Source organism: Klebsiella sp. RHBSTW-00215, assembly GCF_014103785.1.
Lineage (GTDB): Bacteria > Pseudomonadota > Gammaproteobacteria > Enterobacterales > Enterobacteriaceae > Klebsiella.
The window spans coordinates 5,355,681-5,371,847 of record NZ_JABXQS010000001.1 but is presented as its reverse complement, the minus strand read 5'-3'; the positions used below and the strand labels follow the sequence as shown (position 1 = coordinate 5,371,847).

Below are 16,167 nucleotides of genomic sequence, written 5' to 3'. Positions count from 1 at the left end.
CGAATGTCACTATTTTTGACTGCCGTCGGCGGTATCTGTTGTTGAGTAAATGGGGAGTAAGCTAATGGAAGATAAAGCGAAAAGGAGTCCTGGAGGTAAACTTGCGCTGTGGGCATTTTACGTCTTTTGCGGTTACTTCCTCTGGGCGATGGCGCGCTACTGGTGGGTTGTTGGGCAGATCCAGAGTGTACCAGGCGTGACGATTGACGGCGAGTTAGGTTCTACGGCAGGTAAATGGATCGGTGCGCTGCTGGGTTTTTTGGTGTTGGGTATCGTTGGCGTCGTTCTCGGTGCGATCGCCTGGTACACGCGACCTAATCCGCAGATGTATGAACATCACGATTAAAGTTGCTATGCTCGTTTCTGGCCTTATCACAAAGGAACGCGCATGGAACTTGTTGGCTGGCAGCAACGGTTTGAATCCTGGTTAATCGGGCATCACTCGCAAGAGGATTCTGCTCACGATATTTCACACTTTCGCCGGGTTTGGGCAACGGCTCAGCAGTTGGCCAAAGATACTGATGTTGATCGGCTGGTGATCCTGACCGCCTGCTATTTTCATGACATCATCAGTCTGGCGAAAAATCATCCTGAACGAAGTCGCTCCTCGGCGATGGCGGCGGAAAAAACGCTGGCCATCCTGCAGTCATCTTTTCCTGACTTCCCCGCAGACCGCTATCCGGCGGTCTTGCATGCTATAGAAGCGCACAGTTTTAGCGCTGCAATTCCCCCGCAGAGTGAAGAAGCAAAGATTGTCCAGGATGCCGACCGACTCGAAGCATTGGGGGCGATTGGCCTGGCGCGCGTTTTTGCCGTGTCCGGCGCGCTCAACAATATTTTGTTTGATGCCGACGATCCCTTTGCCGATAGACGCGAATTAAATGACAAGAAGTACGCGCTGGATCATTTCCAGTGCAAGTTGTTGCGCTTGCCTGAAACCATGCAAACCGAAAAGGGCAGGACAATGGCGGTGCACAATGCGCGTTTTCTGGTGCAGTTTATGGCTAAGTTAAGTGCGGAGCTTTGCGGAGACCCTCTGGCCCTTGATGAAGCGGTTTTACAGCGCTTTGAACCACTGGCATAAAACGGCTTGCGCTATTTATGGTAACCTCTGCAAAAATAGTCGGGCTGGTTGAGGTTATGGCGCAAAATTTATCCAAGGAAAGTCCCCCATCTTTGAAGGCCGAGCATAACGGAGAGGATGCCCAGGCGTTGTTGCGTCAAATGATGGCGATATACGATGTAAAAACGCTGGTGGCACAGTTAATCTCTGTTGGTGAGCAGCACTGGAGCCCGGCCATCCTGAAGCGCGTAGCGACGGTGCCTCATGCAGCAAATCGTTTAAACGCACAGGAGAGAGCCCATCTGTTGACTCTCCTGCCGCAGCCGCCAGCGCATCATCCGCACTACGGATTCCGCTTTGTCGATCTGTTTGCCGGTATCGGCGGTATTCGTAATGGTTTCGAGGCGATTGGCGGGCAATGCGTTTTCACCAGCGAGTGGAATAAGCATGCGGTGCGTACCTATAAAGCCAACTGGTACTGCGACCCCGAGCAGCATCGTTTTAATGAGGATATTCGCGATATTACCCTTAGCCATCGTCAGGATGTGAGCGATGAGGAAGCGGCACAGCATATTCGCGAGGCTATCCCGCAGCATGATGTTCTGCTGGCTGGTTTTCCTTGCCAACCTTTTTCTTTGGCTGGCGTATCAAAGAAGAATGCTCTTGGTCGGGCGCATGGTTTTGCCTGCGAAACGCAAGGGACGCTGTTTTTTGACGTTGTCAGGATTATTGCCGCCAGGCAACCCGCTATTTTTGTGCTGGAAAACGTCAAAAACCTAAAGAGTCACGACAAAGGGCGGACGTTTCGCATCATTATGCAGACGCTGGACGAGCTGGGCTATGAAGTCGCCGATGCCGATCATACCGGAGCGGACGATCCGAAGGTCATCGATGGACGCCATTTTTTACCTCAGCACCGCGAGCGTATTGTGCTGGTTGGCTTCCGTCGCGATTTGCAACTGCATGAAGGGTTTACCCTACGTGATATCTCCACGCTCTATCCGGCTAAGCGCCTGACATTTGGCGAGCTGCTGGAGCCCGCGGTGGATGCTAAATTTATTCTCACCCAGGTGCTGTGGAAGTATCTCTATCGCTATGCGCGTAAGCACCAGGAGCGGGGTAACGGCTTTGGTTACGGATTAGTTGACCCTATGAATCCGCACAGCGTGGCGCGTACGCTGTCGGCGCGCTACTACAAAGATGGTGCGGAGATCCTCATCGATCGCGGCTGGGATCGTCCTCTGGGTGAAAAGCATTTTGATGACCCTGAAAACCAGCTTCGTCGTCCACGCAGGCTGACGCCTCGCGAATGCGCGCGTCTGATGGGGTTTGAGACGCCGCAGGGGTACCATTTTCGCATTCCGGTATCGGATACCCAGGCCTATCGCCAGTTTGGCAACTCGGTTGTGGTGCCTGTGTTTGCCGCGGTGGCGAAGTTGCTGGAGTCGCGTATTGCGCTGGCGGTGGCCTGGCGCGAGCGCGAGGATAACCATGGCCGACGTCCACGATAAAGCCACCCGCAGCAAAAATATGCGCGCGATCGGCACCCGCGATACCGCGATTGAAAAACGGCTGGCGGGGCTGCTGGCCCACTCTGGGTTTTCCTTTACCGTCCAGGATGCCGCGCTACCGGGGCGTCCGGATTTTGTGGTGACCGACTATCGGTGCGTTATCTTTACCCACGGCTGTTTCTGGCATCATCATGATTGCTATCTGTTTAAAGTCCCCGCGACGCGCACTGGGTTCTGGCTGGATAAGATCGGCAAGAACGTGACGCGCGATGGTCGCGATATTGGGCTGCTGTCAGAGCAGGGATGGCGGGTGCTGGTGGTTTGGGAGTGCGCGCTACGTGGGCGGCAGAAGTTAAGTGATGAAGCGCTTGGTGAGCGTCTGGAAGAGTGGATCTGCGGCGGTGGCGACAGCGCGCAGATCGACACTCAAGGCATTGGCTTGCTGAAGATTACTTCTCTGCCTTACAAGAGGTAATTTCGCTGCGTGCAGGGAACAGGTACTTCCCGAGCGTCACCAGCACCACTGCAAAGATAATAACCCCGAGCGCCAGCCACTCGACCGGCGACAGGCTCTCCCCGGCGAAACTGGTGCCGAGCAGTACGGCGACCACCGGGTTAACGTAGGCATAACTGGTTGCAACGGCTGGCGTCACGTTACGAATCAGATACATATAGGCATTAATAGCAATAAGAGAGCCAAATATAGCCAGGTAGGCGACGGCCAATATGCCGGACCAGGATGGCATCTGGGTTAATTTTTCGCCAGTCAGCACGGAGGCAACCATCAGAACAATTCCTGCCGCCAGCATCTCAATAGCACCCGCCATCATCCCCGTCGGCAGCTCAACTCGCGAACCGTAGACGGAACCAAAGGCCCAGCTCATCGAGCCGATAAGAATCAGCAGCGCACCCCACGGGTTGCCGTTAAGGTTGCCACCGCTGTTGAGCAGCACAATCCCCGCGAGGCCAATGGCGATACCTAACCACTCCAGCTTGCGAGTCGCAATACCAAAAAAGCGGCTAAAACATAGCGTGAATAGCGGTACCGTCGCGACCATCACCGCTGCAATCCCGGATGGTACGTGCTGGTGCTCGGCGAGGGTGACAAAGCCGTTACCGACGGCCAGCAGTAAAATACCAATCAGCGCTGCGTTGAGCAGCGGTTTTCGCGCAGGAAGCTTATGCCCGGTTGCCAGCAGCCATGCGGTCAGCACCGCGCCTGCGGAAAGAAAGCGCACACCGGCCATCATCAGCGGAGGCCAACTGGCCACGCCAATAGCAATGGCAAAATAGGTGGAGCCCCAAATGATATACAGCGCAAACAACGCCCCGATGAGCGGTAACAGCTGACGGGTAGACATACTTCCTCACGATGGTGCAGAGATAGAAAGGGGACACATAGTAAACGTGAAAACTATCGTGCTGGCGAGCGCTTTAATTCGTCTGCTATGGTTAAATTTTTGTTGACTCTAGACACCTGTGGGCGAAAAAGCGCTTTTGCTTCATACTTCAGGAGGAATAACCATAAATGAAGGAATGCAATTTTGGCGGGAAGTAGTCTTTTAACCTTATTGGATGATATCGCAACTTTACTTGACGATATTTCTGTCATGGGAAAACTGGCGGCGAAAAAGACGGCAGGCGTGCTGGGTGACGATTTATCGCTTAATGCTCAGCAGGTTACTGGCGTGCGGGCTAATCGTGAACTGCCGGTAGTTTGGGGAGTTGCCAAAGGTTCATTTATTAATAAAGTGATTCTGGTACCGCTGGCGTTATTAATCAGCGCGTTTATTCCTTGGGCCATTACGCCGTTACTCATGCTGGGCGGCGCGTTTCTATGCTTTGAAGGCGTTGAGAAGGTGCTGCATACCTTGCAGGCCCGTAAACATAAAGAAGATCCGCAGGTTCGCCAACAGCGGCTTGAGGCTCTGGCAAACCAGGACCCAATGGCCTTTGAGCGGGATAAAGTGAAAGGGGCAATTCGCACTGATTTTATCCTTTCAGCTGAAATTGTCGCGATTACCCTTGGTATTGTGGCCGAAGCGCCGTTGTTAAATCAGATTCTCATCCTGTCTGGTATCGCTCTGCTGGTGACCGTGGGTGTGTATGGACTGGTAGGGGTCATTGTTAAGCTCGATGATATGGGTTACTGGCTGGTGGAGAAAACCAGTACGTTGGCGCAGTGGTTGGGTAAAGCCCTGCTGGCTATTGCACCGCGCCTGATGAAAACCCTTTCTGTAGTAGGGACGCTGGCGATGTTTCTGGTTGGCGGCGGCATTGTGGTTCATGGAATTCACCCTTTGTACCTGGCCATCGAAAATCTGGCTCTGGGGCAGAATAGTATGATTGCTTCGCTGCTGCCGATGGTAGCGAACCTGGTACTGGGGTTCATCGTTGGTGCCGTGGTGCTGGCTGGCGTGAAAGCCATCGCCAGTTTGCGTCGCCCTGCGGAGTAAATTAGCTCCAGGTTGTGCAAAGTGGCTCAGCTTCGTCTAAGGTAAGTTTGTTTCTTCCTGATACCGGAGGCAAAAAATGGTCTTGTTGGTCAGTGATGAAGTAAGGCGGAAAAATGGCGGCCCACGCATGGTCGTGACCGGTTTCGCCAGCGGTATGGTTGAGTGTCGTTGGTATGACGGTCATGGTGTTAAGCGCGAAGCATTTCGCGAGGATGAATTAATCCGCGGAGGGGGAGGGAAGCCGAATCATTCCTGAACCTGATAAGCGCCCGACATGAGTCGGGCGTTTTTTATATGATTGAGTACCTGACTAATATGGGACGTTGATGACCTTTGCTTCTTTGACCGTGCTGCGAGAGAACGATGGATAAGCCGATGTGGGTGAAAAAACTTCGCCGTGTGTTAAGCCCCGGATATGTAGTTAATCTCTGCTTTTTTATCGTTTTCTGCTTTTCCACGCTGCTGATATGGCGTGAGGTCAAGATCCTGGAAGAAGCGTACGTTGCAAATCAGCGCAACAATCTTGAAAACGTCACCCATGAACTGGATGGCCTGCTGCAGTTCAATATCGACAGAATGATCTTTTTTCGCAACGGCATGCAGTCGGCGCTGGGAACTCCGTTGGATTTTGCGGTGCTGCGAAAGGCCGAGCAGGATTATTTAGAAAAGCGGCATGAGCCAATATGGTCCGTCGAGATACATAACCGGCGGACGCTTCCCGTGTATGGTGTAGCCGATGCTTTTGTCGATAGTGACGATCTTCTTTCTCGCGATACTCCTTTTTCCGGTAATGAGCTGATGGCGAGCCTTGAACTCGGGTATTTGTTGCGCCTGGCCAATAACAACCGGGGCTTTACCGAGCGTATGCTGTACGTTTCGCGCAGCGGTTTTTTTATCACTACGGAACCGCCGAAGAATTCGACTCAAGCGCTGGGGCTGTATTCACGGGCAATTAGCGCTTCGTGGTTTATTCAGCAAACGCAGCGTAATAACCCGGCTCGCGGTATTGTCTGGCAAACTTTTCCTGGTGATGAACCGCAGCGCGAAGCGCAGGTGGTGACGGCCTCTATCCCTCTTGATTATCAACGCTACTGGCTAGGCGTACTGGCGATGGATTTCTCCGTACGCGAAATGAGGACCTTCCTTGTTAACGCAGTAAAGAATGGCCAGGAAGGTGAATATCAACTTTATGATAATCACCTCAATTTAATTGCGTCTTCCGCATCTGATAACGTGTTAACCCTGTTATCACCGCAGGAACAAGAACAGCTGCGGAGCGTTTTTTCCCATGGCAATCAGGGGGGGATTCGTTTATTAACCCGTTATATCAGCTGGGAAAAACTACGTAACTTCGACGGAGTGCTGCTGCGTATTCACTCGCTTAAAGAAGGTGTTCGCGATGATTTTGGCCGCATCACCATTGCTTTGATGCTGATGTGGCTTATGTTCACCCTGATGCTGATGATCTCCTGGCTGGTTATTCGCCGAATGGTGCGCAATATGAGCGTGTTGCAAACGTCTCTTGAGTGGCGAGCTTGGCATGATGCGCTGACGCGTTTGTTAAACCGAGGTGCGCTGTTCGAACGCGCTAGCGAGGCGACCACCTTAAGCGAGCGTCTGAAACGACCGATCGCGGTGATTCAACTCGATCTGGACTATTTCAAAGGCGTTAACGATCGACACGGGCATCAGGCCGGCGATCGCGTATTGTCGCTGGTGGGCAGTACTATCGCGAGTCATATTCGCGAGGGCGACCTTGCTGGTCGGGTCGGCGGAGAAGAGTTTTGTATTGTGATGCCGAATACGACGCTACATGAAGCGGCAGCCATTGCAGAACGGATTCGAGTTCGCATCAATGGCCGCGAGATTTTACTGCGAAACAGGTCGAGTCTGCGTATTAGTGCCTCCTTTGGCGTAAGTAGTAGTGACGATTCAAATGAGTTCAACTTTGAAAACTTGCAGTCGATTGCCGATCATCGGCTGTACCTGGCTAAGCAAAATGGGCGTAATCAGGTCTGTGCTGAAGGATAATGTTACATTTGTATGGTGGATGAATTGTTCGCCAGGTCATCTGTGATAGTTACTTTGATGAGATTTATCTTAAAAAATATTTCCTTATGAACCGCCGTTCGTAGAAGAACGAACCGCTCAATCCCTTGCCTGGTAAGCCTTGCCAGCGGTGATGGTGATATTAGGGATATTTCTCAATAATTTACTCCATGAATGACTATTGTCATGCAAAATAATTGAGGGTAATGTTTTCAACGCATCGGATTTCCTGGTGTAACGAATTTTCAAGTGCTTCTTGCATTAGCAAGTTTCATCCCGACTCGTGCGAGTCGGGATTTTTTTCGCCTGGAATTAGCGATTGATTTCAGTCACGCTGAAGTCATGAACATCAAGTTCAAAGGCTTCAGCCAGCTCGCGCCAGGTGTGATAATCACGACCATCAATGCTTACATGATGCGGATCGTCCCGCGCTCGCTGTACCTCACTTTCACTGATTTCATTAATCGCTGCCAGCAGGGCGTCAACATCGACACTTTCCCCGCCCTTGCTCTGTTTGGCGGTATTCATTCTGGCTACCTCGCTTAACCCGGATACGCTGTTTAAGTATAGATGGTTTACAAAAACATCAGTTATGGGGGTGAGCGCTGCGCGATCGTCCGTTTTGTTCTACACTGGCTCAAAAATAGAGGAGATGAGTTATGCAGGTAAACGATCGTGTCACGGTAAAGACCGATGGTGGCCCACGTCGATCGGGAGTTGTGCTGGCAATAGAGTCGTTTAGCGAGGGGGTAATGTATCTGGTGTCGCTGGAAGACTATCCCCTGGGGATCTGGTTTTTCAACGAGATAGGGCATTCTGACGGCGTATTTGTTGAAAAAGAAGATTAATGCTCAATCAGGCACGCTGGCGGCTTCTGCCGCCAGTACTCTTCAACGTACATTGACGTGGATCCCGGAAGTAATGTTCTCGGCCAGCCGCACAATGTGATAAATCACCTGCTTATTGTGAGTCTGAATTTTCTTTTTAATATTGCCTTTGTGCGATGAAACGGTTTTAGCCTTAATGTTCATCTGTGCGGAGATGTGGGTGGTCCCATATCCGGCCATCCACATTTGTAACATATTTGATTCAGTCTGGCTTAGGGTAAGCGTTGGGATATTAATCCGTGCAGTGCGATAATTCTCATACTTCAGGCGATTGGCCAGAATATCGTCAAGGTCTTTTGCAGTCAGTGATTTTGAGCTAATAAGCAAGTTTTTGCGTACCAGCAGATAGTGTTCGAAATGAATATTCGCCAGCGACATAAAGATAAAAAAAAGCGTACCTGGATTCTGATTGATGATTTGCCGGATAAGCTGGTTACTCTCTTGCTGGTGAATAAAGCAATCTTCATTGATAAATACCACTGTCGGGCGGCACGCCTCGCAGAGTGCTTTCAGGCTAGCGGCGTTATGTACCTCAGTGATATCGCGCTTCTTTATCCCCCGGCTAGCCAGATACCCGGTTAATCCCAACCGGGTAAAACTGCACAAATCCATAATAATCGTTGACATGGCCCATCCTCAATCAACACGTAACGATAATTTATCCTTCGCCAACAAGCGCGATGAAGTCCATTTTAGTTAGTCATAAACAAACAGCTGCTATGCTGGAACCATTAAGCAGTCTGAACTATTTTGAAATAATGCCTATAATCTGCCAGGAATATTCTCAAAGTAAAGGCTGTGAATCGCTATGTGGAAGATTTAAAAACAATAAATACCCGTGACATATAAGGTTGCCATTTTTGGATTATTTTAAAATAGGATTATCCTTATATTGAGTGCTTAAATTATCACCTTGTAAATGATGAGTTGAAATTGATGGGTAAGAATAATTTAACATATGCCTATGGAATGTTGATGTCACTTGCTTGTTATGTACGACGATCTTGCTTCATTCACCTCCTCCCAGGAAGAGTGGCGGGCTTAACGCTTTAATGCCACAATGCTTTTTTATCGGTTTGTGGGATGAATGATGAAAAAGATTGTGTTTGCTGGCGCGTTGTTGGCTCTGACCGGATGCGTTCAGGTTGATAACTATAGCGATGTCGTTAAGGCGCCAGCGCCCGCAGGGCTGGAAGGATACTGGCAATCGGCGGGTCCGCAGAGTGAAATGATGAGTCCTGATGCAATTGCTAGCCTGATTGTGACCAAAGATGGCGATACCCTTGACTGCCGACAATGGCAGCGGGTGATTACCGTGCCGGGTAAATTAATGAAACGCGATGACGCGGTCTACAACGTGACCTCTGCTTTGGATGTTTATCCTGTCGAACGCGAAGGCAATACGTTACGTTACGATCGTATGACGCTAAAGCGGGTCGATCGCCTCACTCCAGAGTGCGAAGTGGCGTGGAAAAAGGCCGTGACGGATAAAAACGAACAATAGCTGATTAGCGGGCTGATTCCATTTTCAGCCCGCGATTTTCCTTTCTGCTAGAGCACTTCTTCAATTACCCAAACGCTAACGCTGCCGCCGTTACAGGTGAAAACTCCGTTGCCTTCATCATCGGTTTCAATCACTTCCTCGCGGTTGTTAAGAAAATCCCGCCAGCGCTTATTGCCATAGTTTGCGCCGAGAGGGAGTGATTTCTCTCCATCATCGCCATTTGAAAGTACGACGACGCAGCCCGGATCTTCCTCGGTGCCGCTGCGGCTGAAGGCGATACAGTTTGGATGATCGAACCATAGCGTTTGAACACCGTGAGCAAATTGCTGACGGGCATCGATCAGTTCGTGTAACTGCTCGATAACCGGCATTTCAATGGCGTAGGTCTGGCCGTCACCTCCGGTATCTTCATAGCTGGCACCGAAGAGGTCGGCATAAAAAACCGATGGCACCCCATTTTCGCGTAGCAGAATCAACGCGTACGCCAATGGTTTAAACCACGGTTCTACTGGCGCTTCAAGCGCCTGAAGCGGCTGCGTATCATGATTAGTCACCAGCGTTACGGCATGGAAAGGATCAGCTTCGACCAGCGTACCGCTAAAAATCTGGCTCATGTCATAGTCACGACCCTGGCGCGATGCCTCGTGGAATTTCATCTGCAGGGGCGCATCAAACAGCAATGTTTTACCGTCGACCAGCGCGATATATTGCTGAAGCTTATCCACCTCGTGGGACCAGTATTCTGCAACGATAAACAGCGGTTTTGTCGCCACTTCCTGGACGTGGTCGATCCACTCTTTATAAAACCAGGCTGGAATGTGTTTAACCGCGTCAAGGCGGAAACCATCACACCCGGTCTGCTCCATGACCCAGCGCGCCCAGTACTTAATCTCCTCGGTTACTGCCCGATTGCGATAATCGATATTTTCGCCCATCAGGTAGTCGAAATTACCCATCTCATCATCGACCTGATCGTTCCAACCTTCGCCGGTGTAGTCGTTGACGATTTTAAACACGCCGTCTTCATCCGGATTTTCAATATGGTCGATTCCGCTAAAGCATTTGTAGTCCCAGATAAATTCAGAGTATTGCCCTGCGCGAACGGGGAAGGTGTAGCGCGTCCAGGCTTCGCACTCCACTATCTCCTCCGAAATTTGCGTGCGGTCTTGCTCATCGACACGTTGGATGCGCACGGCCTCTTTTTCATCGGCTCCCATTTTGTGATTGACCACCACATCGAGCAGGATGGCGATATCGTGCTGGCGTAGAGCCGCAATGGCGGCCAGCAGTTGGGATTTATCGCCATACTTGGTCGCAACAGAGCCTTTTTGATCGAACTCGCCGAGGTCAAAAAGATCGTAACTGTCGTAGCCGACGGAGTAACCGCCGGAGGCGCCTTTGTAAGCAGGTGGCAGCCAAATCATATTGATGCCGATTTCATTCAAATTTGGTGCCAGGGCTTCGACTTCACGCCATAGTTCACCGCCGGTCGGGTAGTACCAGTGAAAACACTGCAATAACGTGGGGTTTTTCATCTTCCATGCTCCAGACGTCATCAAGCTGACCATTGCAGTATGAGAGATATCCAGCAAAATGGAGGAATTTACGCTTCGTTTTCACTATGTACTAAAAGGCATCATATATAATTATTTGGAATAAGATGTAGCTTATCGATGTTGGTAGCTGAGGCTAAACGCCTTACACTAGAGCAAAATATCACTCTGTTAGGAGTCTCTATGAAATTAGCACTTCTGGGTCGCCAGGCGCTGATGGGCGCGATGGCCGTCTTTTTAATGGCTGGCGTCAGCACAAAAACGTTTGCTGCTGAAAATTTGCTCAATCAGGTTAAAGAGCGTGGCACCCTGCGTGTAGGTCTGGAAGGCACTTATCCGCCATTCAGCTATCAGGGTGATGATGGGAAACTTACCGGTTTCGAAGTGGATTTTGCTAATGAGCTGGCGAAGCATCTTGGCGTGAAGGCCGATCTCAAGCCAACAAAATGGGACGGCATGCTGGCATCGCTGGATTCCAAACGTATTGATGTGGTGATTAATCAGGTCACCATTTCCGATCAGCGCAAGAAAAAATATGACTTCTCTACCCCCTACACCGTATCCGGTATTCAGGCGCTGGTGAAAAAGGGTAACGAAGGCGTGATTAAAACCGCAGCCGACCTGAAAGGTAAGAAAGTTGGCGTTGGCCTGGGCACCAACTATGAAGAGTGGCTGCGCCAGAATGTACAGGGTGTCGATATCCGTACTTATGATGATGACCCGACGAAATACCAGGATCTGCGCGTAGGTCGTATCGACGCCATCCTGGTTGACCGTCTGGCGGCGCTCGATCTGGTGAAGAAAACCAACAATACCCTGGCGGTCACCGGTGAAGCTTTCTCCCGGCAGGAGTCTGGCGTTGCGCTGCGTAAAGGTAACGAAGACCTGCTGAAAGCGGTTGATGGCGCCATTGCGGATATGCAAAAAGACGGTAGCCTCAAAGCTTTGTCGGAAAAATGGTTTGGCGCTGACGTGACGAAATAACGACCAGCGGTGAAAAAAGGCGCTCTTGATAGCGCCTTTTTTTATTTCGCGCGTATCTGCGTGCATAATTAGGGATAACTCAGTCTGGAGGTCTTATGTCACTGCAAAATTTAACCCTTTTCCCGCGTCTGGAACTGATTGGCGCGCCAACGCCGCTGGAATATCTGCCGCGTTTGTCCGATCACCTGGGGCGTGAAATCTTTATCAAGCGCGATGATGTTACGCCACTGGCGATGGGCGGCAATAAGCTGCGTAAGCTTGAGTTTCTGGCGGCAGATGCGCTGCGAGAGGGCGCGGATACGCTGATTACCGCAGGGGCAATCCAGTCAAACCATGTTCGCCAGACGGCGGCGGTAGCGGCCAAACTAGGCCTGCACTGCGTAGCGCTGCTGGAAAACCCGATTGGGACCCGCGCCGAAAACTATCTGACGAACGGCAATCGCCTGCTGCTTGATCTGTTTAATACGCAGGTTGAGATGTGTGATGCGCTGACCGATCCTAATGCCCAGTTGGAAGAACTGGCGACCCGAATTGAAGCCCAGGGCTATCGCCCGTATGTGATCCCGGTTGGGGGTTCTAATGCCCTTGGCGCACTGGGTTATGTCGAAAGCGCGCTGGAAATTGCTCAGCAGTGTGAAGGGGCGGTTGAGCTGTCTTCTGTGGTTGTTGCATCCGGTAGCGCAGGCACTCATGCCGGCCTGGCCGTGGGTCTTGAACAACTGATGCCGAATGCTGAATTGATCGGTGTGACCGTCTCGCGCAAAGTTGCTGACCAACTGCCAAAAGTGATTGCGTTGCAGCAAGCGGTGGCAAACAGCCTGGAGCTGGAAGCCAGGGCAGGGATCCAGCTGTGGGATGATTATTTTGCACCTGGCTACGGCACGCCAAACGATGAAGGGATGGACGCGGTAAGATTGCTGGCGCAGCTTGAAGGTATTTTGCTGGACCCGGTATATACCGGAAAGGCGATGGCCGGGCTTATTGATGGTATCAACCAAAACCGCTTTAAGGATGAAGGGCCGATTTTGTTTATTCATACTGGCGGTGCGCCCGCGCTGTTCGCCTATCATCCTCATATCTAATGCAGAACAAATAGAATGCAAGAGAGTATCCAACTGGTTATTGATTCCGCACCTTTTCTGCTGAAAGGTGCGGTATTTACGCTACAGCTCAGTCTTGGCGGGATGTTTTTCGGCCTGGTACTGGGGTTTATTCTGGCGCTTATGCGTATGTCACCCGTCTGGCCAATCAAATGGCTGGCGCGGATGTACATCTCAATTTTTCGCGGCACGCCATTGATTGCGCAGCTGTTTATGATCTATTACGGTCTGCCGCAATTTGGTATTGAACTGGATCCTATTCCAGCGGCGATGATTGGCTTGTCGCTCAATACTGCAGCTTACGCGGCAGAAACGCTGCGTGCGGCGATTGCCTCTATTGATAAAGGGCAGTGGGAAGCGGCGGCAAGTATCGGTATGACGCCCTGGCAGGCGATGCGTCGTGCCATTTTGCCGCAGGCTGCGCGCGTGGCGCTGCCGCCGCTCTCTAATAGTTTTATCAGCCTGGTGAAAGATACCTCGCTGGCGGCAACCATCCAGGTCCCTGAGCTATTCCGTCAGGCCCAGCTGATTACCTCGCGTACGCTGGAAGTTTTCACTATGTACCTGGCTGCTTCGCTGATCTACTGGGTGATGGCGACGGTGCTGTCGACGCTACAGAACTATTTTGAAAACCAGCTGAACCGCCAGGAGCGTGATCCGAAATGAGTGCCATCGAAGTTAAAAACCTGGTGAAACAGTTCCATGGTCAAACAGTGCTTCACGGTATCGATCTTGAAGTACAGGAAGGTGAGGTCGTGGCGATCATCGGTCCCAGCGGCTCGGGTAAAACCACGTTGCTGCGCAGCATTAACCTGCTGGAACAGCCGGAAAGCGGGACGATTCGTGTTGGCGATGTGACTATTGATACTGCGCGCAGCATCAGTCAGCAAAAAACGGCCATTCGCCGCCTGCGCCAGCATGTAGGCTTTGTGTTCCAGAGCTTTAATCTGTTTCCGCATCGCACGGTGATGGAAAACATTATTGAAGGGCCGGTCATCGTGAAAGGGGAGGATAAAAATGAATCCATCACCCGCGCACGTGAATTGCTGGCGAAAGTGGGCCTGACGGGGAAGGAAAACAGCTATCCGCGTCGTTTGTCCGGTGGCCAGCAGCAGCGTGTGGCCATTGCCAGAGCGCTGGCGATGCGGCCCGATGTGATTTTGTTTGATGAGCCGACATCGGCGTTAGATCCTGAGCTGGTGGGGGAGGTGTTGAATACCATTCGTCAACTCGCGCAGGAGAAACGTACCATGGTTATCGTGACCCATGAGATGAGCTTCGCCCGCGATGTGGCTGATCGAGCCATCTTTATGGATCAGGGGCGTATTGTTGAACAGGGTGAGGCAAAATCGCTATTTTCCAATCCTCAACAGTCACGTACCCGTCAGTTTCTTGAAAAATTCCTGATGCAGTAGCCCCTAATCCGCTGGCAGCGTCACGACTGGAAAAAAACGGTCGGGCGCTGACAGATTATCGACGTTTCTGCCCATTTTTCTTTTCATCAGAAAGTTGAATGCTTTCGCACCGCTAAGAAGTCAGACCTGTTATGCACATCAAAGATTCCAGTGGCATCAGTCGGCATACTTTCCGACAGAATCCTCCCGTCGCGACAACTGCAATCTAATAAGTGCGATGGCTACGATATTTTATACATATAAATAAGATTTATGTGTTAGCTTTATGTATTTATAATAATGATTATCAATCAGGAGTTATTTGGTCAGTTATGAGGGACAATGATTTTTTCAGCTGGCGGCGGGAAATGCTGCAACAATTCCAGTCCGTTGCTGCGGGAGAGAGCGTTTATAATCTTCTTCAACAGCAATCAGAAGAACTGGAATATGACTACTTCGCGCTCTGCGTACGGCATCCCGTGCCCTTTACTCGCCCCCGGGTGACCCTGAAGTCGACTTATCCGCAGGCCTGGATGTCGCACTATCAAGCCGAGAATTACTTTGCTATCGACCCGGTACTACGCAGCGAAAATTTCCTTCGCGGGCATTTGCCATGGGACGACAAATTATTCCATGATACGCCTGAGTTATGGAACGGTGCTCGCGATCATGGGTTGCGAAAAGGCGTGACACAGTGTCTGACGCTACCGAACCATGCCCAGGGATTCTTATCCGTTTCGGGCGAAAGTCGCAGTCCGGGCCCCCTGGCGGAAGATGAACTGGAGATGCGCTTAAGAACGCTGATTGAGTTGAGTTTATTGACGCTATTACGGCTGGAAGATGAGATGGTCATGCCGCCGGAAATGAAATTTAGCCGACGCGAACTGGAGATTTTGAAATGGACAGCGGAAGGAAAAACCTCGGCTGAGGTCGCTATGATTCTGTCTATCTCAGAAAATACCGTCAATTTCCATCAAAAGAATATGCAACGGAAATTCAATGCGCCAAACAAAACGCAGATTGCCTGCTATGCCGTGGCAACGGGGTTAATTTGAGCTAATCCTTTGTTCTGCGTGCCAGACGTGATACCGGCTGTCAGTAATACTTTCAGCCGGTGAATAGTTACTGACGATATGCCTGCTTAATTTGCTTGACGGTGCTGGAGAATACGGCGGCCTGAGCCTCATCTTCCATCTGCGCAATTTGCCTTTCCATTTTAATCATCACGCGACCTGCATCCGCCTGGCCCATGGCTTGAAGCATCAGCGTTAACAGCGCTTTCAGGCAGGAAACTTCCTGTGCCAGTTCTTGATTATTTTCTGCAGTGGAAAAATCTGGTGTGCTCATCGATATCCTCGTTTGCTCTCTGCGCAAATGCGCATTACTAAAAGTGAAGGCGGCGAAGTATAGCACAAGCAAAGGGAAAAAAAGGAGTGCTTGGTTTCTGTTCTTTCATCTAAGCTGTGAATGATTTAATTCACTGAATAATACGTATTCATGAGATCTAAGCGCGTTAATTTTCTACACCAGTACTCTATCGTTAATAATTGTTACATATCTTGTTTCGTATTTATCATCTGCGAGATGTGTTGTGTTCTTGCATAATCTGTATGATGAATGTTAAAAAATTTACATAATGCAAATCACTGTTATGTATGACTTTCCA

At 50.7% G+C, this 16,167-nt stretch carries 19 protein-coding genes; 14 read left to right on the top strand and 5 right to left on the bottom strand.

Features of this window, described 5'->3' with window-relative positions; all coding sequences use genetic code 11:
• Nucleotides 1–64 precede the first annotated feature (64 nt).
• Genes drpB through HV127_RS25630 form a run of 4 tightly spaced genes read left to right on the top strand, consistent with a single transcriptional unit; the run spans nt 65 to nt 3,049 of the window.
• Nucleotides 65–346 (top strand): cell division protein DrpB, encoded by a 282-nt coding sequence (drpB, locus tag HV127_RS25645; RefSeq protein WP_182239685.1) that lies wholly within the window; start codon nt 65–67, stop codon nt 344–346.
• A 42-nt stretch (nt 347–388) separates the two neighbouring features.
• Nucleotides 389–1,084 carry a phosphohydrolase gene (locus HV127_RS25640; RefSeq protein ID WP_182239683.1) on the top strand — a complete coding sequence of 232 codons (696 nt, stop codon included), beginning with the start codon at nt 389–391 and terminating at the stop codon, nt 1,082–1,084.
• A gap of 56 nt (nt 1,085–1,140) precedes the next feature.
• Entirely contained in the window at nt 1,141–2,574 is a 1,434-nt protein-coding gene (locus tag HV127_RS25635) for a DNA cytosine methyltransferase (protein WP_182239681.1), read from the top strand.
• Nucleotides 2,555–3,049 carry a very short patch repair endonuclease gene (locus HV127_RS25630; protein WP_182239679.1) on the top strand — a complete coding sequence of 165 codons (495 nt, stop codon included), beginning with the start codon at nt 2,555–2,557 and terminating at the stop codon, nt 3,047–3,049. Before HV127_RS25635 ends, HV127_RS25630 begins: the two co-directional genes overlap by 20 nt.
• On the opposite strand, the gene yedA is transcribed toward HV127_RS25630, so the two are convergent.
• Entirely contained in the window at nt 3,024–3,935 is a 912-nt protein-coding gene (yedA, locus tag HV127_RS25625; protein WP_182239677.1) for a drug/metabolite exporter YedA, read from the bottom strand. The two genes, HV127_RS25630 and yedA, sit on opposite strands and share 26 nt — an antisense overlap.
• Nucleotides 3,936–4,118: 183 nt before the next feature.
• Between yedA and HV127_RS25620 the strand changes: the two genes are divergently transcribed.
• From HV127_RS25620 to dgcQ, 3 genes are all read left to right on the top strand, one after another.
• Nucleotides 4,119–5,030, top strand: coding sequence for a DUF808 domain-containing protein (locus HV127_RS25620; protein WP_182239675.1), 912 nt, complete (start codon nt 4,119–4,121; stop codon nt 5,028–5,030).
• 76 nt (nt 5,031–5,106) lie between these two features.
• Complete coding sequence (locus HV127_RS25615; RefSeq protein WP_110274359.1) at nt 5,107–5,286, top strand: DUF2158 domain-containing protein; 180 nt, start codon at nt 5,107–5,109, stop codon at nt 5,284–5,286.
• A 107-nt stretch (nt 5,287–5,393) separates the two neighbouring features.
• A complete protein-coding gene (gene dgcQ / locus HV127_RS25610) occupies nt 5,394–7,061 on the top strand; it encodes a cellulose biosynthesis regulator diguanylate cyclase DgcQ (RefSeq protein ID WP_182239673.1) in 1,668 nt (555 codons plus the stop codon).
• Between the two features lie 330 nt (nt 7,062–7,391).
• On the opposite strand, the gene yodD is transcribed toward dgcQ, so the two are convergent.
• The gene (yodD, locus tag HV127_RS25605; RefSeq protein ID WP_112213244.1) at nt 7,392–7,607 is read right to left on the bottom strand and encodes a YodD family peroxide/acid resistance protein; all 216 of its coding nucleotides are present in this window, start codon (nt 7,605–7,607) and stop codon (nt 7,392–7,394) included.
• 131 nt (nt 7,608–7,738) lie between these two features.
• Here yodD and dsrB point away from each other — a divergent pair, with 131 nt between their 5' ends.
• Complete coding sequence (gene dsrB, locus HV127_RS25600) at nt 7,739–7,927, top strand: protein DsrB (protein ID WP_112213245.1); 189 nt, start codon at nt 7,739–7,741, stop codon at nt 7,925–7,927.
• Nucleotides 7,928–7,969: 42 nt separating this feature from the next.
• Here the strand turns inward: dsrB and rcsA are convergent, their stop codons facing one another.
• On the bottom strand, nt 7,970–8,593 hold the full coding sequence (gene rcsA, locus HV127_RS25595; RefSeq protein WP_182239670.1) for a transcriptional regulator RcsA: 624 nt from the start codon (nt 8,591–8,593) through the stop codon (nt 7,970–7,972).
• 460 nt (nt 8,594–9,053) lie between these two features.
• Here rcsA and yedD point away from each other — a divergent pair, with 460 nt between their 5' ends.
• Nucleotides 9,054–9,470, top strand: a complete 417-nt coding sequence (yedD, locus tag HV127_RS25590) for a lipoprotein YedD (protein ID WP_181485751.1) — start codon at nt 9,054–9,056, stop codon at nt 9,468–9,470.
• A gap of 47 nt (nt 9,471–9,517) precedes the next feature.
• Here yedD and amyA read toward each other — a convergent pair whose 3' ends face one another.
• Nucleotides 9,518–11,005 (bottom strand): alpha-amylase, encoded by a 1,488-nt coding sequence (gene amyA, locus HV127_RS25585; protein WP_182239668.1) that lies wholly within the window; start codon nt 11,003–11,005, stop codon nt 9,518–9,520.
• A 201-nt stretch (nt 11,006–11,206) separates the two neighbouring features.
• On the opposite strand from amyA, the gene tcyJ reads away from it, so the two are divergent.
• The 5 genes from tcyJ (at nt 11,207) to sdiA (ending at nt 15,556) form a co-directional block, all read left to right on the top strand.
• Nucleotides 11,207–12,007, top strand: a complete 801-nt coding sequence (tcyJ, locus tag HV127_RS25580) for a cystine ABC transporter substrate-binding protein (RefSeq protein ID WP_182239666.1) — start codon at nt 11,207–11,209, stop codon at nt 12,005–12,007.
• Nucleotides 12,008–12,102: 95 nt separating this feature from the next.
• A complete protein-coding gene (gene dcyD / locus HV127_RS25575) occupies nt 12,103–13,089 on the top strand; it encodes a D-cysteine desulfhydrase (RefSeq protein ID WP_182239664.1) in 987 nt (328 codons plus the stop codon).
• 15 nt (nt 13,090–13,104) lie between these two features.
• The gene (tcyL, locus tag HV127_RS25570; protein WP_110274350.1) at nt 13,105–13,773 is read left to right on the top strand and encodes a cystine ABC transporter permease; all 669 of its coding nucleotides are present in this window, start codon (nt 13,105–13,107) and stop codon (nt 13,771–13,773) included.
• Nucleotides 13,770–14,522, top strand: a complete 753-nt coding sequence (tcyN, locus tag HV127_RS25565) for an L-cystine ABC transporter ATP-binding protein TcyN (RefSeq protein ID WP_182239662.1) — start codon at nt 13,770–13,772, stop codon at nt 14,520–14,522. Before tcyL ends, tcyN begins: the two co-directional genes overlap by 4 nt.
• Before the next feature lie 311 nt (nt 14,523–14,833).
• Entirely contained in the window at nt 14,834–15,556 is a 723-nt protein-coding gene (gene sdiA / locus HV127_RS25560) for a transcriptional regulator SdiA (RefSeq protein ID WP_182239660.1), read from the top strand.
• Nucleotides 15,557–15,623: 67 nt separating this feature from the next.
• Here the strand turns inward: sdiA and HV127_RS25555 are convergent, their stop codons facing one another.
• Nucleotides 15,624–15,848: a DUF2594 family protein gene (locus HV127_RS25555; RefSeq protein WP_110274347.1), complete on the bottom strand. Its 225-nt coding sequence runs from the start codon at nt 15,846–15,848 to the stop codon at nt 15,624–15,626.
• Nucleotides 15,849–16,167: the final 319 nt, after the last annotated feature.

What these genes read in the sequence shown, in the direction of transcription:
- drpB (WP_182239685.1), top strand. Translation starts at nt 65, where the DNA reads ATGGAAGATAAAGCGAAAAGGAGTCCTGGAGGTAAACTTGCGCTGTGG.
- HV127_RS25640 (WP_182239683.1), top strand. Translation starts at nt 389, where the DNA reads ATGGAACTTGTTGGCTGGCAGCAACGGTTTGAATCCTGGTTAATCGGG.
- HV127_RS25635 (WP_182239681.1), top strand. Translation starts at nt 1,141, where the DNA reads ATGGCGCAAAATTTATCCAAGGAAAGTCCCCCATCTTTGAAGGCCGAG.
- HV127_RS25630 (WP_182239679.1), top strand. Translation starts at nt 2,555, where the DNA reads ATGGCCGACGTCCACGATAAAGCCACCCGCAGCAAAAATATGCGCGCG.
- yedA (WP_182239677.1), bottom strand. Translation starts at nt 3,935, where the DNA reads ATGTCTACCCGTCAGCTGTTACCGCTCATCGGGGCGTTGTTTGCGCTG.
- HV127_RS25615 (WP_110274359.1), top strand. Translation starts at nt 5,107, where the DNA reads ATGGTCTTGTTGGTCAGTGATGAAGTAAGGCGGAAAAATGGCGGCCCA.
- dgcQ (WP_182239673.1), top strand. Translation starts at nt 5,394, where the DNA reads ATGGATAAGCCGATGTGGGTGAAAAAACTTCGCCGTGTGTTAAGCCCC.
- yodD (WP_112213244.1), bottom strand. Translation starts at nt 7,607, where the DNA reads ATGAATACCGCCAAACAGAGCAAGGGCGGGGAAAGTGTCGATGTTGAC.
- dsrB (WP_112213245.1), top strand. Translation starts at nt 7,739, where the DNA reads ATGCAGGTAAACGATCGTGTCACGGTAAAGACCGATGGTGGCCCACGT.
- rcsA (WP_182239670.1), bottom strand. Translation starts at nt 8,593, where the DNA reads ATGTCAACGATTATTATGGATTTGTGCAGTTTTACCCGGTTGGGATTA.
- yedD (WP_181485751.1), top strand. Translation starts at nt 9,054, where the DNA reads ATGATGAAAAAGATTGTGTTTGCTGGCGCGTTGTTGGCTCTGACCGGA.
- amyA (WP_182239668.1), bottom strand. Translation starts at nt 11,005, where the DNA reads ATGAAAAACCCCACGTTATTGCAGTGTTTTCACTGGTACTACCCGACC.
- tcyJ (WP_182239666.1), top strand. Translation starts at nt 11,207, where the DNA reads ATGAAATTAGCACTTCTGGGTCGCCAGGCGCTGATGGGCGCGATGGCC.
- dcyD (WP_182239664.1), top strand. Translation starts at nt 12,103, where the DNA reads ATGTCACTGCAAAATTTAACCCTTTTCCCGCGTCTGGAACTGATTGGC.
- tcyL (WP_110274350.1), top strand. Translation starts at nt 13,105, where the DNA reads ATGCAAGAGAGTATCCAACTGGTTATTGATTCCGCACCTTTTCTGCTG.
- tcyN (WP_182239662.1), top strand. Translation starts at nt 13,770, where the DNA reads ATGAGTGCCATCGAAGTTAAAAACCTGGTGAAACAGTTCCATGGTCAA.
- sdiA (WP_182239660.1), top strand. Translation starts at nt 14,834, where the DNA reads ATGAGGGACAATGATTTTTTCAGCTGGCGGCGGGAAATGCTGCAACAA.
- HV127_RS25555 (WP_110274347.1), bottom strand. Translation starts at nt 15,848, where the DNA reads ATGAGCACACCAGATTTTTCCACTGCAGAAAATAATCAAGAACTGGCA.